12 protein-coding genes are annotated in these 13,587 nt (G+C 67.0%); all 12 read right to left on the bottom strand.

Going from position 1 to position 13,587, the window contains the following annotated elements; translation table 11 throughout:
- Nucleotides 1-58: 58 nt before the first annotated feature.
- Complete coding sequence (locus tag VGV13_05750) at nt 59-820, bottom strand: hypothetical protein (GenBank protein ID HEV8640584.1); 762 nt, start codon at nt 818-820, stop codon at nt 59-61.
- Between the two features lie 10 nt (nt 821-830).
- A complete protein-coding gene (locus VGV13_05755; GenBank protein ID HEV8640585.1) occupies nt 831-1,241 on the bottom strand; it encodes a response regulator in 411 nt (136 codons plus the stop codon).
- A gap of 105 nt (nt 1,242-1,346) precedes the next feature.
- Nucleotides 1,347-3,794, bottom strand: coding sequence for a DAHL domain-containing protein (locus tag VGV13_05760; protein HEV8640586.1), 2,448 nt, complete (start codon nt 3,792-3,794; stop codon nt 1,347-1,349).
- A complete protein-coding gene (locus tag VGV13_05765) occupies nt 3,791-4,828 on the bottom strand; it encodes a cytochrome-c peroxidase (protein HEV8640587.1) in 1,038 nt (345 codons plus the stop codon). Before VGV13_05765 ends, VGV13_05760 begins: the two co-directional genes overlap by 4 nt.
- Nucleotides 4,815-6,557 carry a GspE/PulE family protein gene (locus VGV13_05770; protein HEV8640588.1) on the bottom strand — a complete coding sequence of 581 codons (1,743 nt, stop codon included), beginning with the start codon at nt 6,555-6,557 and terminating at the stop codon, nt 4,815-4,817. Before VGV13_05770 ends, VGV13_05765 begins: the two co-directional genes overlap by 14 nt.
- A gap of 7 nt (nt 6,558-6,564) precedes the next feature.
- Nucleotides 6,565-6,972, bottom strand: a complete 408-nt coding sequence (locus VGV13_05775; protein ID HEV8640589.1) for a response regulator — start codon at nt 6,970-6,972, stop codon at nt 6,565-6,567.
- Entirely contained in the window at nt 6,972-7,403 is a 432-nt protein-coding gene (locus VGV13_05780) for a response regulator (GenBank protein ID HEV8640590.1), read from the bottom strand. The genes VGV13_05775 and VGV13_05780 overlap by 1 nt, the downstream gene beginning before the upstream one ends.
- Complete coding sequence (locus VGV13_05785) at nt 7,403-7,747, bottom strand: hypothetical protein (GenBank protein ID HEV8640591.1); 345 nt, start codon at nt 7,745-7,747, stop codon at nt 7,403-7,405. The genes VGV13_05780 and VGV13_05785 overlap by 1 nt, the downstream gene beginning before the upstream one ends.
- A complete protein-coding gene (locus tag VGV13_05790) occupies nt 7,744-8,064 on the bottom strand; it encodes a plastocyanin/azurin family copper-binding protein (GenBank protein HEV8640592.1) in 321 nt (106 codons plus the stop codon). The genes VGV13_05785 and VGV13_05790 overlap by 4 nt, the downstream gene beginning before the upstream one ends.
- A gap of 11 nt (nt 8,065-8,075) precedes the next feature.
- On the bottom strand, nt 8,076-9,014 hold the full coding sequence (locus tag VGV13_05795; GenBank protein ID HEV8640593.1) for a cytochrome c peroxidase: 939 nt from the start codon (nt 9,012-9,014) through the stop codon (nt 8,076-8,078).
- Nucleotides 9,015-9,103: 89 nt separating this feature from the next.
- Nucleotides 9,104-12,313, bottom strand: coding sequence for a response regulator (locus VGV13_05800; GenBank protein ID HEV8640594.1), 3,210 nt, complete (start codon nt 12,311-12,313; stop codon nt 9,104-9,106).
- A gap of 2 nt (nt 12,314-12,315) precedes the next feature.
- On the bottom strand, nt 12,316-13,299 hold the full coding sequence (locus tag VGV13_05805; GenBank protein ID HEV8640595.1) for a sigma-54 dependent transcriptional regulator: 984 nt from the start codon (nt 13,297-13,299) through the stop codon (nt 12,316-12,318).
- Nucleotides 13,300-13,587 lie beyond the last annotated feature (288 nt).

Genomic DNA, 13,587 nt, shown 5'->3' on the forward strand with positions numbered 1-13,587 from the left:
CTAGGGCTGCCAGCGCCGGCCAGAGGAAATCGACCGCGCGTGCGGGGGGACCACCGAGCTAAAACCGAACGGTCACGCCCCCGAACGGCCCGGAGAGTCGCAGCCGCGCGAAGCTCTTGTCTTCCTCGCCCCGGACGTCGAAGAAGCGATAACCGCCGCTGATGGTGAGGTACTTGATAGGGCTGATCCTCACGCCGACCTCGGCGTCGACGACGTGTCCCAGGTCGCCCAGAGTCAGGCCGGAGACCTCGGCAAACAGGTCGACCGCCTGGCGCAGGCTGAGATCGAGGGCCAGGCCGGCGCTCGGGAGCACGATGGCGAACCACTCGGTTTCCCGCAGCGCCGGCGCGGTCGCGGGAGCCTCCAGCGTGGCGCCGACCACGAACGCTTTCGCCTCCAGGACCGGACCGACCCTGAGCTTGCCGGGGATCACCGGGAGCTGCCAGATCCATCCCAGCCGGGCATAGTGCACGTCGAGCTCGGAGACGACGCGGGTCGCGGCCGGATAGGTGGAACCGTTGAACTCGACGGCGCGGCCGATGATCGTGTCGCCCTCGTAGCTCGCTCGTGTGTAGGCCAAGCGCAGCCGGCTGTTCGGACCCGTGAAGACGGCCAGCCGGAGATCGACCAGGGGCTCATCGTCGATTCCCAGATCCTTCTTGAAGTCGAACGCGGTGCCGGGCAGCGGCCCGCCTTCGATCTTCGCCTCGGCGACGAGCTCGGCCGGCCAGTACCGCGTGTCCAGCTCGATGCGCTGCCCCGCGGCCGCACCGGGCAGGACGACCGCCAGCCCCACGCCGACCAGCAGCCCCTTCAGCATGGGCCGGCTCCTACTGCGTTCCCCTGGTGTGGTCCCGGCGTGACACGGTCGCTTTGAGGAACTGAGCGACCAGGCCGGCGAAGGTCTCGGGGTCGATGGGTTTCGGAATGTAGCCGAGGCCCCCGGCCCGCATCAGCTCGTGGATGTCCGGCCCGATGGCGCCACTCAGGGCGACCACCGGGATCCCCCTGGTGTCGGGATCCGCCTTGAGCCTCTGCACGGTCGTCACCCCGTCCATCCCCGGCATCGTGAAGTCGATGAGCACGAGGTGGGGCTTCTGCGCCTTGCAGAGCCTCAGCCCCTCGATCCCCGAGAGGGCCCGCAGGACGGCATAACCGTCGGCTTCGAGCAGCTCCGCGACCGTATCGAGCACGTCCGGATCGTCGTCGACGACGAGAATCGTGAATTGCGGCACGCTCATCACCGTCCTTTCGCCACCGCTAGTGCCGTTCCAACTTGTTGATACTAAATCTGTCCACGAACGACGTACACGGTGCCTTCCTAGGCGCGAATAGTTGGAACGGCACTAGGGAGCCACCGGCGGTCTCCGTCGTCCTCCCCGGCGTTGCGCACTTGCCTCCGGAGGTTCGGTATCGAGCACCTCGCGGACTTTCCGGGCCAGGACTTCCGGCGTGAAGGGCTTCTGGACGAACGGCGTGCCCGGGTCCAGAACGCCGTGGTGAACAATGGCGTCGTCGGTGTAGCCGGACATGTAGAGGACCCTCATCGCGGGACGCGAAGACGCCAGGCTCGCCGCCAGCTGGGGGCCGCTCATCTCGGGCATCACCACGTCGGTGACGAGCAGGTGAATAGGGCCCGGGTGCCGCTCGGCCATCGTGACCGCGTCCGCGGGATGACGCGCTTGCAGCACGATGTACCCGTGCCCTTCGAGGACCTCTCGCACCAGGTCTCCGAGCTCGTCCTCGTCCTCGACCAGCAGGATATGCTCCCCGCCCCGCTGCGGCGCGGCCGAAGGCTCGCTCGGCTCGAGCTCGTCGACCGCGGCCTCGACCTGCGGGAGGTAGATCTTGAACGTGGTGCCCTGCCCGGGCTCGCTGTAGACCCAGATGTTGCCGCTGCTCTGCTTGACGATCCCATAGACCGTGGCCAGGCCCAGCCCCGTTCCCTTGCCGGCCGGCTTGGTCGTGAAGAACGGCTCGAAGATGCGCGCGCGCGTCGCCGCGTCCATTCCGATCCCCGAATCGCTCACCGCGAGCATCACGTACCGGCCGGGCTGGACCCCGACGTGCTGCCGGGCATATTGCTCGTCCAGCTCGATGTCCCCTGTCTCCAGCGTGAGCCGCCCGCCCCGGGGCATCGCGTCACGGGCATTCACGGCCAGGTTCATGACGACCTGCTCGAGCTGACTAGGATCCGCCTTCACCCGGCCGAGCTTGGCACCGGAGACGAACAGCAGGTCGACGTCCTCGCCGATGAGCCGTTGCAGCATGTCCTCCATGTTCCCCACCAGGGCGTTCAGATCGAGGACCTTGGGCTGGAGGATCTGCTTGCGGCTGAAGGCCAGGAGCTGCGCCGTCAGGACCGCGGCACGTTGCGACGTCTTCGCGATCACCTCGACCTGCTTGCGCTGCCGTTCGCTCCCCTCGACGAGACCGTGCAGGATGTGGGCCCGCCCGCGGATGATCGTGAGCAAGTTGTTGAAGTCGTGCGCGATGCCGCCGGCCAGTCGCCCCACCGCCTCCAGCTTTTGCAGCTGACGGATCTGCTCCTCGCTGTTGCGGAGGGCCGCCTCCGCCTGTCGGCGCTCGGTCACATCGAAATACGTGCCCAGGATCGCTTGCTCGCCCCGCCAGGAGACCACGGACGCCACGACCTCGACCCGCATCGCTATGCCGTCCCTGCGCACGGCCTCAAATTCGTAGCGGGGTGGCGCGGCCTCACCGCGCAGACGGGCGTCCTTGTACGCCTCGACACGGGCGACTTCGTGGGTGGCCAACGTCGTCCTCAGGTCCAGGCCCACCACCTCTTCGGGCGTCCCATACCCGAACATGGCGGCCCACGCGCGGTTGGCAAACAGGACGATCAGTTCTCTGTGGATCGCAATGCCCTGGATGGACCCCTCGACCAGGGCCCGGTACTGCTCTTCGCTGGCCCGAAGGGCCGCCTCTACCCGCTTTCGTTCAGCGATGTCGCGGTGGAGCTTCAGCACGATATGCGCGACGTAGGCCAGCAAAACGACGGACACCACGTAGAGGTAGAAGCGATAGACGTACCCGCGGTGCACTTGCCGTTCGTAGTACGCGTTGTAGGCCCGGTAGATCTCGTCAGCGCGCTGACTGCTCGGCAACGAGATGAGCTCGCCGACCAGGCCGTCCACCTCATCTTTCGTCCGCATGATCACGCGGGCATGCGCGATCACGTTGTCGACGGCGGCAGCGGCGCGCGGGGACCGGCGACGCACGGCCTCGAGGGAATCGATCGCGACCAGGATCTTCGGCCTCAGCTCGGCGCTGGCGCTGAGGTTATAGATCAGTGTATCCAGCAACAGGCCGCTAAGAACGGCCGCGTGGCTGCTGCCGATGCGGTCCTCTCGAGCCTGGGCGATCGCCGCCGGGAAATAGCGTAGCGAGTTCTCGAGCAGGGCATTGGCCGACTTGAACTGCTCGAGGAGCAATTCTTTTCGGCCAAGCATCTGCTCGTAGGCCTCCACGCGCCGGTCAATGTCCGCCTGCCCGCGGCGGTAAATGGCATACGGGCCGGCCTTGAGGCGGTGGTGCCCAGCTCGCAGTTCGGCCAGGCTCGCGACCAGGGGATCATAGTGGGAGAGCTGCGAAAATCGCGCCTCGAGGATCTCCTGGTCCAGGACCGCGTCCAGCCGCTTCAACTCATCGAGATTGGTGACGATCGCATTGTGTGTCTCGGGGTCGACGGTCTGCGTCTTCACGAAGAGAACGGTCAAAAGAAAGAAGATGGCGGCACCGAGCAGAGGCTTCATCGAGCGGACCAGCTTCATAGCGATCGGCCGTCGTACTCGCCGGTCAGCGTACGAAGGAATTTGACGACGCGGTCGACGTCAGCCCGCGCCAGCGTGCGGCCCAGCTGGTACCTGGCCATGACCGTGACCGCCTGCTCCAGGGTCGTCGCCGAGCCGTCGTGGAAGTAGGGCGCCGTCCGGTCGACGTTGCGGAGGCTGGGAACCTTGAACCGGTAGCGATCCGGCTCCTGCCCGGTGACGTTGAAGCGTCCGAGGTCGGCCGCGGTCGGCCCGCCCCGATCGGCGAAATAATCGGCCATCACGCCAAACGTCTGAAACATGTTGCCGCCGACACTCACCCCCTGGTGACAGGCCACGCAGCCGAGGCTCTTGAACAGGAGATAGCCCTCACGTTCTTCCGCCGTGATGGCCGCGCCGTCGCCCCGCAAGAACTTGTCGAACCGCGAGTTGGGCGTGATCAGCGAGCGTTCGAACGTCGCGATCGCATCCTTGACGTGATCGGGCCGGATGCCGCGGCCGTACAGGGACGCGAAGGTGGCGGCGTAGCCGGGATCTTGCTCGAGCTTGCGAAGAATGTCCGGCCAATTGGATCCCATCTCCCTCGGGTTGTGGATCGGCCCATCGATCTGCGCCTCCAGAGTGTCGGCGCGGCCATCCCAGAATTGCTTGAAGTTGAAGCCGCTGTTGAAGACCGTCGGCGCGTTGACCGTGCCCAGGCGGCCGTCGATCCCGATAGACCGAGGCAATTGATCCGTCCCCGCCTTGCCCAGATCGTGGCAGGAGGCACAGGCGGTGCTGTTGTCCCCCGAGAGACGCGTCTCGTGAAAGAGACGTTTCCCCAGCGCCACCTTCCTCGCGTCGAGCTCCATCTGTCGCGGAATGGGATAGATCGGCTCGTTGATGGTGGAGACGCCTTTCGAGGTCTTCACGTCCGGGACGGCCATCCGTCGTTCCGCGGGACTGGGCAGGAGAATCCAGGGGGCGAGGCCGAGCAGGCCGACGCTCGTGAGCGCGAGAAGGTAGAGGATCGGTCGCCGGCTAGAGAGCGACACGAAAGATCTCCTCGATCGTGGTTTCGCCGAGGAGCACCTTGCCGAGCCCGTCCTGGAACATCGTCTTCATTCCCCGCGCCAGCGCTTCGACTCGAAGCTCCGCGACGTCACCTCGCGCCATGATCATCCCGCGCAGGTGGTCGTCGATCTCGAACAGCTCGAAGATTCCCAGTCGCCCCCTGACTCCGCTGCCATTGCACTGCAGACACCCCTTGCCGCGGAAGAAACGGACCCCCGCGAAGGGATCGTCGGCCTGGCCCAACACCCCCTCGCCCCGGAGAATCGTCACCATCTGTTCAAAGTCCAGCCGTGACCGGAGGGCGTTGAGAACCGTGGCGTCGGGCGCGACGCTTTCCCGGCAGTTGACACAGATCCGGCGGACCAGCCGCTGGCCGACCACCAGCGCCAGCGTCGAGGCGAGGAGGAATGGCTCCACCCCCATGTCGAGCAGCCGGGGCACGGCGCCGGTGGCGTCATTCGTGTGGAGGGTGGAGAAGAGCAGGCGCCCGACCAGGGCCGCCCGTACGGCGATCTGGGCCGTGTCCTGGTCGCGGATCTCGCCCACCATGATGATGTCGGGGTCCTGGCGGAGCAGGGCGCGCAGGCCCGTGGCGAACTCGACCCCGGCCAGCGGGTTGACGGGGATCTGGTTGACACGGGGCAGCGTGTACTCGACCGGATCCTCGATCGTCGAGATATTGATGACGTTCTGCCGCTCGGCGCCCGCCCTCATCAGCATGGCGTACAGCGTGCTCGTCTTCCCCGAGCCGGTAGGGCCGGTGATGAGCACCATCCCGTGCGGACGGAGAATGTTCCGGAGGACGATCCGAAAATCGGCCGCCGCCAGCCCCAGGTCCTCCAGGTCGAGAACGACGTTCTCCCTCGACAGGACGCGGATCACGACCTTTTCCCCCCAGTGGGTCGGCACCGAGGACACGCGGAGGTCCACCTTGAAGCCCCCGAAGTCGGCTTCGAAGCGGCCATCCTGAGGAGTGCGGCGCTCGTCGATCCGCATCCCGCCCTGGATCTTGATTCGCGCGATCAGTGAGGGGAGCGCGGCCGGCGGCAGGCTCAGCACCTCGCGCAGCAGGCCGTCGACCCGGTAGCGGACGAGTGTTTCCAACTCGTAGGGCTCGACGTGGATGTCGGACGCCCCCGACACCATGGCGTACTGAAGAATCCGATCGAGCAGCTCCACGGCCGATCTATCCTCGCCGCCCGCCGGCCGCGGGCGCGCGGCTCCGGAGCCCTCGTCGGAAATGGAACGCTCGAGCATCTCGTGGAGGTCGCCCTTGTACAGCAGGTGGGCGCGCCGGATCGCCGTCTCCGGCGCCAGATAGGGGACCACCCGCAGCTTCGTCATGCGTTCGATCTCGTCGCGCGCGCGATGGTCACGGGGATCCCACATGGCGACGCGAAGCTGGTCGTCGGCGAGATCGAACGGTATGAGGAGGCGCGCTCGGGCATACTCCTCGGTCAGCGTTCGCAGCGCCTCCGCCTTGACGTCGCTGACCTTCAAGTCGATGAAGTCGACGCCCCAGCTCCCGGCCAGCTGCTCCAGGAGCGCGCCGAAGGGAATGCGGCCCCGTTCCACGACCGCGCGCTCCAGCGGGATCTTCAGGCGCACGGCCATCCTTCGCGCCTTGTCGAACTCGGCCGCGTCAATGATTCCGAGGCGGGTCACCAGGAAGCTCCGCAGCTCCTCCTCGCTCACGCGCAGTCCGGCCATCGAGCCCTCAGTCCCCGGCCCGGGGCTGTCCGGCGCCGAGGGCTTCCTGAACTTTGCTGACCAGGGTCTGGACGGAGAGGTTGCTCTTGAGAACGTAGGAGGCCGCTCCGTGCTTCAGCGCCGCTTGGACATCGCCGTCGCCGCCCAGACTGCTCAGGATGACCACAGGGATCGCCTCGGTAGCGGGATCGGCCTTGAGGAGGCGGAGCACCTCGAAGCCCTGAAGCTTCGGCATGACCAGGTCCAGGAGGACCACGTCGGGGTGCTCGGTGCGGGCCACCCGCAGACCTTCCTCCCCATCGGCCGCGGTGAGCACGGTGAACCCGCGCTGGCGAAGCCCGACTTCATGAACCCGGCGGAGAAACCGATCGTCCTCGACGATGAGAACCCGTGCGTTGCCCGTGTCCACCCTCATCACCCCCTTGTTCCCTGGTCAGGAGCGTTACGGCCCGCGCCCGCCGAGGTGGAGCCCTGCACCCGCGCGCACGCCTCGGCCACGAGCGCGCCCAGCGGCCGCAGCGCGACGGGCTTGGACAGCACCGGCACCCCCAGCTTCTCGAGTCGGGCGACGATCTCGCCGGTGGCGTGCGCCGTCACCACGATGATGCAGATCGAGGGGTCGAACTTCTGGATCTGCGGGATGACGTCGAGGCCGCCGAGGCGGGGCATGGAGAGATCCAGTACCACGACGGCACAGCGCTTGTGCTTGATGGCCCACAGCGCTTCGAGCCCGTTGGCCGCTTCGAGCACTTCGTGGCCGCACTGTTCGAGATATTCCCCGAGGACCGACCGGAACTCGTCCTCGTCGTCGGCCACCAGGACCGGTCGTCGGCCGGGGCTTTTCATCAGAAGAGCTGGCGCCGGACGACCTCGATCGACAGGGAGCCCGTCAGATAGCGTTCGAGCTCCGCCGAGGACCGGCCGCTCTCGGTCAGATTGAACACGAACTCCGCGCCTTCGGGGAACCGCCGGAAGCGACAAAACGAGAACGAGCGCCCGGACTCGGTCACGTAGAGGAATACGAACGGTTGCGGGCGCTCGCTGACGAGCGATCCGTGATCCGTGTCCTCTCCGAGCGCGATCGACGCGTTGGGGAATATCGTACGGGCCAGCCTCGAAACCGCCGCTTCGATCGTGTCCCGGGATATCGATGGATTGCACCGGGCGACGACGCCGTAGGCCGTGGTCACCGGGTCACCGTCACGCGCATCTTCATCTTCGGGTGGATCGCGCATCGCACCTCGAGCACTCCGGGCTTCGAAAAGCTGACCACGTCCGATTGCCCCGGCTGCTGGGACCGGATGTTGAACTCCAGCCCCGGCGTCGGCGAGTAGACGTTATGGGTGACCTCGTCTTCGTTGACGAACACCACGCGGTCTCCGACCCTGATCTGTATCTCATGGGGGGAGAAGGTCTTGTTCCTTTGGACGACGACGATGTCGCTCCCGGCCGCGAGGGTGGCGGCGATCATGACCGCCCCCAGGGCTCCGGCAGCGCTCCGCATCATGCCATTGACCTCTATCGCGGGAGCTCCGGGAGAGACACCGGCGGATCGACGCTGGTCAGGGTCTTGAGGAACGTGATGAGCGCCTCCTTCTCTTCGCGGGTCAGGCCGAGCGGCCGAATATCCGGGGAGCGGCTCGGCCGGGCCACGCCCCCCTTGTCGTAGAGGTCGATGACCTCCCTCAGCGTGGCCACCGACCCGTTGTGCATGTAGGGCGCCCGCCGATCGACGTTGCGCAGCGTCGGCGTCTTGAAGGCGTGCCGCATGCCGACCAGTTTTGGGAGGTGCTTGCCGCGCCCGAGATCCTCGGTGGGCATCCCGATATCGTGGAAGCCGGAGTCCGTGAAATTCCACCCGCGATGGCACTTGGCGCAGTTGGCCTTGGTGTTGAAGAGCACGAAGCCCCGCTTGGCCTTCTCCGAGATCGCCTGCTCGCTCCCCGCCACCCACTCGTCGAACGGCGCGATCCCGGAGACGACCGTCCTCTCGAACGTGGCCAGGGCCTTGGCCACGGTGGCGGGGACGATGCCCTCGTCGGGATAAGCGATCCGGAAGCGTGTGACATAGCCGGGGATGGCCTTGAGCCTCTCCACCAGCTCCTTGGGGCTCAGGTTCATTTCGTCGGGCGACGTGATCGGCCCGAGGGCCTGGGCTTCCAGCGTGTCGGCGCGACCATCCCAGAAGAGTGCCTCAGCCCAGGCCATGTTGAGAATGGTGGGCGTCCGCCGGCTCAGTTCCTTCATCCCCTGACCCAGGGCCTTGGGGAGTCCGTCCCCCCACGAAAGCGCCGGGTTGTGACAGGTCGCGCAGGAGATCAGGTTCGATCCGGAGAGCCGGGGATCGAAGAACAGGAGTTTCCCGAGCGCTGCTCGATCCTGGGTGAAGGTGTTGTCCTCCGGGAAGGGAACCGTCTGCGGGCGACGGTATCGGTCCTTGAGTTGATCGACCGACATGGATTGCGCCCAAAGCTGCTGGTGGACGCCGGTCACGACGCCAAGCAACAGGAGGGCGGTCAGGACTGATCGCAGGGGGAACCTACTTCTCATCGCGTCCCGCTGAGACCGCTGCGCCGCAGGCGGGCGTCCAGCTCGTCGCGCACCCGTCCGAACTCTGCCTCCAGGCGGCCGATGCGCTCGATAGTGTCGGCGGACGGTTCCGCGCTGGACTGCATCTCCAGTCGGTCACAGAGATCGGCCATGCCGGGCGCTCCCAGTCCGCTGCTGCTGCCCTTCAGCGCGTGCGCGGCCTTCCTGATGCCGTCCGCGTCACCGACGCTCGCCGCCTGGCGCATGGCTCCCAACCGCGCCACTGCCTCCGTGAAAAACGTCTCCACCAGCTCCTCGAGCAGCGAGACATCGGTGCCGGCCAGGCTCATGAACTCCTCGAACGCGACGGGATCCAACGCGACAGCGGGTCCATTCGTCAGGGCCGACGCGCCCGCCTTCGGGTCGGGCGCCTTGAACCACCGCCGGAGCACGGCGTCCAGATCCCGGGGCCTGACCGGCTTGCTGACGTAGTCGTCCATTCCCGCGGCCAGGCACTTCTCGCGGTCGCCCTGCATCGCATTGGCCGTCATGGCGATGATGGGGGCGCGCCACGGCATCTCGGCCTCGCGGCGACGGATTTCCGCCGTGGCCTCGTACCCGTCCATCTCGGGCATCTGACAGTCCATGAAGACCACGTCGTAGGGAACCATCGAGAGTATCTCGATGGCCTCGCGGCCGTTGCCGGCGACGTCCACCCGGCAGCCCAGCTTTTCGAGCATCAGGCAGCCGATTTGCTGGTTCGTGGGGTTGTCCTCGACCAGCAGGACCCGGGCGTGGATGGGCTCGCCGGCCGGCCGCGGCGTCGGCGTCACTCTCTTCGCCGCGCGGGAGGCGGCCAGGGTCTGAAGCGTCAGCAGGGCGGCCGCGCGTCCCTGGTTTCTGGCCGCCCATATCGTGGCCAGGGCGTCCATGAGCTGCGACTGACGCACCGGCTTGACGAGGAAACCGGAGAATCCCACCTCCTGCAGGCTCGTCATGTCGTTCCGCTCGCCCAGCGAGGTCAGCATGACCAGCAGCGTGTCGTTCAGGAGCGGATCGGCCTTGATCAGACGGCCCAGCGTTTCGCCGTCCATCTCGGGCATCTGGAGATCGACGATGGCGATCTGGTAGGGGTCGCCGGCGGCATGCGCCTCGCGCAGCTTGGCCAGGGCGGTCTTGCCCGACGCCACGCTGCCGTTGCGCATCCCCCAGTTCACGATCTGCTCGTGCAGGACCCGCCGGTTGACCTCGTTGTCGTCGACGATCAGCACGCGCACGCCGTTCAGCTCGTCGGATGGCAGGGAGGCGGCGGCCAGCGGTGCGGCCACCGGCACGGGGAGGGTGAACCGAAAGGTCGACCCCCGGCCCGGCGTGCTCTCCGCGCCGATGGTCCCGCCCATCAGCGTCACCAGCTGCTTGCAGATAGCCAGCCCGAGGCCCGTGCCCCCATACCGCCTGGTGGTCGAGGCGTCGGATTGGGTGAACTTCTCGAAGACCATCTCGAGCTTGTCGGCCGGGATGCCGATGCCGGTGTCCTGCACGGACAGCCGGAGTAGCGCCGCGCCGTCGGTGCGGCTCTCACACTCCGCGTTCATGAGCACGTGACCGGCCTCGGTGAACTTGATGGCGTTGCTGGCCAGGTTCAAAAGCACCTGACGGACACGCCCGGGGTCGCCGACGACATAGCGGGGCGTTTCGGGGGCGTAGCGCACGATGACATCGAGCCCCTTGTCCCGAGCTCTGACGGCCAGGAGCTCGGCCACTTCCTCGATGGCCAGCCGCAGATCGAAGGGGATGGATTCCAGCGTCATCTTGCCGGCCTCCCCCTTCGAGAAGTCGAGGATGTCGTTGATGATGCTCAGCAGGGACTCGGCGCTCGACCGGGCCGTCTCGGCGAACTCTCGCTGCCGGGGCGACAGCTCGGTGTCGAGGAGAAGGCCGATCATCCCGATGACACCGTTCATGGGCGTCCGGATCTCGTGACTCATGGTGGCCAGGAAGTCCGTCTTGACGCTGGCGGCCCGCTCGGCCTCCTCGCGCGCCCGGGTGGCGGCTTCTTCCGCTCGTCGGCGCTCGCTGATCTCCGCCGACAGTTCGGAGGTGCGCTGGGCGACGAGCCGCTCGACCCGGGCCGCGCGCCCGGCTACCGAGATCAAGTACATCGCCAGCAGGGCCGTGGCCAGCACGCTCGCTCCGAGGACTTCCCACCTCCGAGCGGCGCGATGAGAAGCGACGTGGCGGGGGGTCGGATAGAACAGCAACTCCCAGGGGCGCCCGGCCACCGTGATCGCGGTCGGGAAGTGGAGCCCGGCGCGGATATCTGGCTCGTCTTCGAGCGGGTACTCGTGCTCGCTCAGGGTGCGCGACTTGTGGAAATAGAGGGCCCGCTCAGTGCCGCTGGCGTCGCGATCGATCACCTTGAAATTGAGTCCTTCCGGTGCCGAGCCGACCAGCGCCGCCTCGACCAATTCCCCGATGTGATAGGTGGCCCCCACGAATCCGAGCAGGTTCTCGCGATGCTCGGCCACCCCGAGAAGCGGGACACCGGTCCGGTAGACCGGGAGGAACACGAGGAATCCCGTCTGGGCGCCGGCGGCGGACATCAGGGGGACGCGTCCGCTGGCCGCCGGCGCTCCCGTGTCCCGGGCTCGCTCCAGGGCGAGCCGCGCCGAGGGATTCGAGCCCACGTCGAAGCCCAGGCCTGCCTTGGGGTTCGGGTCCTTCAGGGACTCCCGATAGTGAACGGGGAAGTACTCGTCTCGCCGACGGCTGGGGATCAGCCGGCCCTGCTGGTCGCGCTCGGTGACGGCGTAGCCGGCCCGTCCTTCACGGCGGGTCGCGGCCTCGTGGGCCGGGCGCAGGGCATCCGGCACCCGCGGCATCCATTCGAACGCTTGAATCTGCCTCTGGCGCGAGAGGGCAGGAATGACGAAGGCCCGAAACTCTCGCCGCTCCACGACGCGTAAGGCCCCGAACAGGTCGACGATGGAATTGAGCTCGTTCAGGCTGCCCTCGAGGGCATGCGCCAGTGCCCGCGCCCGCAGCGTGGACTTTTGTTCGAACTCGCTCCGCAATCTCAGTTCCTCGAGATTGCCGACCGTCATGAAGGCCAGGGCGGAGACCGCCAGACCGATGACGGCGGCGAGCCCGGCGGGTGTGTACTTGCGCCAGGGATTTGGCGATTCTCGAACTTCCGGGCTGGGCACGGGCCGATCGAGGGCCAGCACGCCTACGACACTCGCCGTGTCGGATCTTGCGGTGGCCCGACAATCCCGTAGCGGCGCAGCTTGCGGTACAGCGTGTCGCGATGGATGCCGAGAATCCGCGCCGCCTCGCTCTCGTTTCCATTCGTCACGGACAGGATGTCGCGGATGTGCCCGATCTCCATCTCCCGCAGGCTCTGCAGCCTCCCTCGGAAGCGGCGGTCGTCCGCCGGCGACTCGCTGGACAGCACCAGATCCCGGGCGGTGATCTCCGCGCCCTCGGCCACGATCAAGGCGCGCTCCAGGACGTTCTCCAGCTCGCGGACGTTGCCGGGCCAGGCGTACTCCTGAAGGCGGCCGAGCGCCTCCCCAGAGAGGCGGCGCGATGGGATCACGTCCCGCTGGCTGATGGAGGCGATGATCCGCTGGGCCAGGAGGGGAATGTCGCCCGCCCGCTCGCGAAGGGGCGGCACCCTGATCGAGACCACGTTGATGCGGTGGAAGAGGTCTTCGCGGAAGGTCTTGGCCCGCACCATCTCCCCCAGCCGACGGCTGGTGGCGGCGATGAAGCGGACATCGACCGTGATCGGCGCCGTGCCCCCGATTCTCGTGAGCTGCCGGGCTTGGAGCACGCGCAGCAACCTCACCTGGAGGTCCAGCGGCAGTTCGGCAATTTCATCGAGGAACACGGTGCCCCCGTCGGCGTCCTCGAACCTGCCGATCTGCTTCCGGAGAGCCGAAGTGAAGGAGCCGCGCTCGTGGCCGAAGAGCTCCGATTCGAGGAGGCCGGCGGGAATCGCCGCGCAATCGATGACCATGAAGGCACGCTCGGCCCGCAGGCTCCGCGCGTGAATGGTGCGAGCCACCAGCTCCTTGCCGCTGCCCGGCTCACCCAGGATGAGCACGGTGGCGTTGGTTCGGCTCACCCGATCGATCATGGAGTAGACGTCCTGCATCAGCGGGTCGCGGCCGATCAGCTCCGCCGAATCGCGCATCAGCTCGCCCGCCACGGGCGAAGGGCTCCCCCCGCTCCGAATCCGGAGTGCCTCGCGATTGGGAAACGGATCGATCGCTCTCATCGCCCCCTTCGGCCAGGACGCGAAATCCTGAAAGCGCGCCAACTGCAGCCAGCGGAGCAAGGGCGATGCCAGACCGGTTTACATAACGCCAGTGGAATACAGGGCACGGAAAACAAGTACTTCGAGGCGGGACGCGGGACCTTTAGTTCTCTCCGCTCCGGCGCCTTGCGCGCCTACTTGCTCCTGCGTGTCATCGTGACATGGGTGGTCTCCCTGTCG

The organism is Candidatus Methylomirabilota bacterium, assembly GCA_036001065.1.
GTDB lineage: Bacteria > Methylomirabilota > Methylomirabilia > Rokubacteriales > CSP1-6 > MNEF01.

What these genes read in the sequence shown, in the direction of transcription:
- VGV13_05760 (HEV8640586.1), bottom strand. Translation starts at nt 3,794, where the DNA reads ATGAAGCTGGTCCGCTCGATGAAGCCTCTGCTCGGTGCCGCCATCTTC.
- VGV13_05780 (HEV8640590.1), bottom strand. Translation starts at nt 7,403, where the DNA reads ATGAAAAGCCCCGGCCGACGACCGGTCCTGGTGGCCGACGACGAGGAC.
- VGV13_05795 (HEV8640593.1), bottom strand. Translation starts at nt 9,014, where the DNA reads ATGTCGGTCGATCAACTCAAGGACCGATACCGTCGCCCGCAGACGGTT.
- VGV13_05775 (HEV8640589.1), bottom strand. Translation starts at nt 6,972, where the DNA reads ATGAGGGTGGACACGGGCAACGCACGGGTTCTCATCGTCGAGGACGAT.
- VGV13_05770 (HEV8640588.1), bottom strand. Translation starts at nt 6,557, where the DNA reads ATGGCCGGACTGCGCGTGAGCGAGGAGGAGCTGCGGAGCTTCCTGGTG.
- VGV13_05750 (HEV8640584.1), bottom strand. Translation starts at nt 820, where the DNA reads ATGCTGAAGGGGCTGCTGGTCGGCGTGGGGCTGGCGGTCGTCCTGCCC.
- VGV13_05755 (HEV8640585.1), bottom strand. Translation starts at nt 1,241, where the DNA reads ATGAGCGTGCCGCAATTCACGATTCTCGTCGTCGACGACGATCCGGAC.
- VGV13_05790 (HEV8640592.1), bottom strand. Translation starts at nt 8,064, where the DNA reads ATGATGCGGAGCGCTGCCGGAGCCCTGGGGGCGGTCATGATCGCCGCC.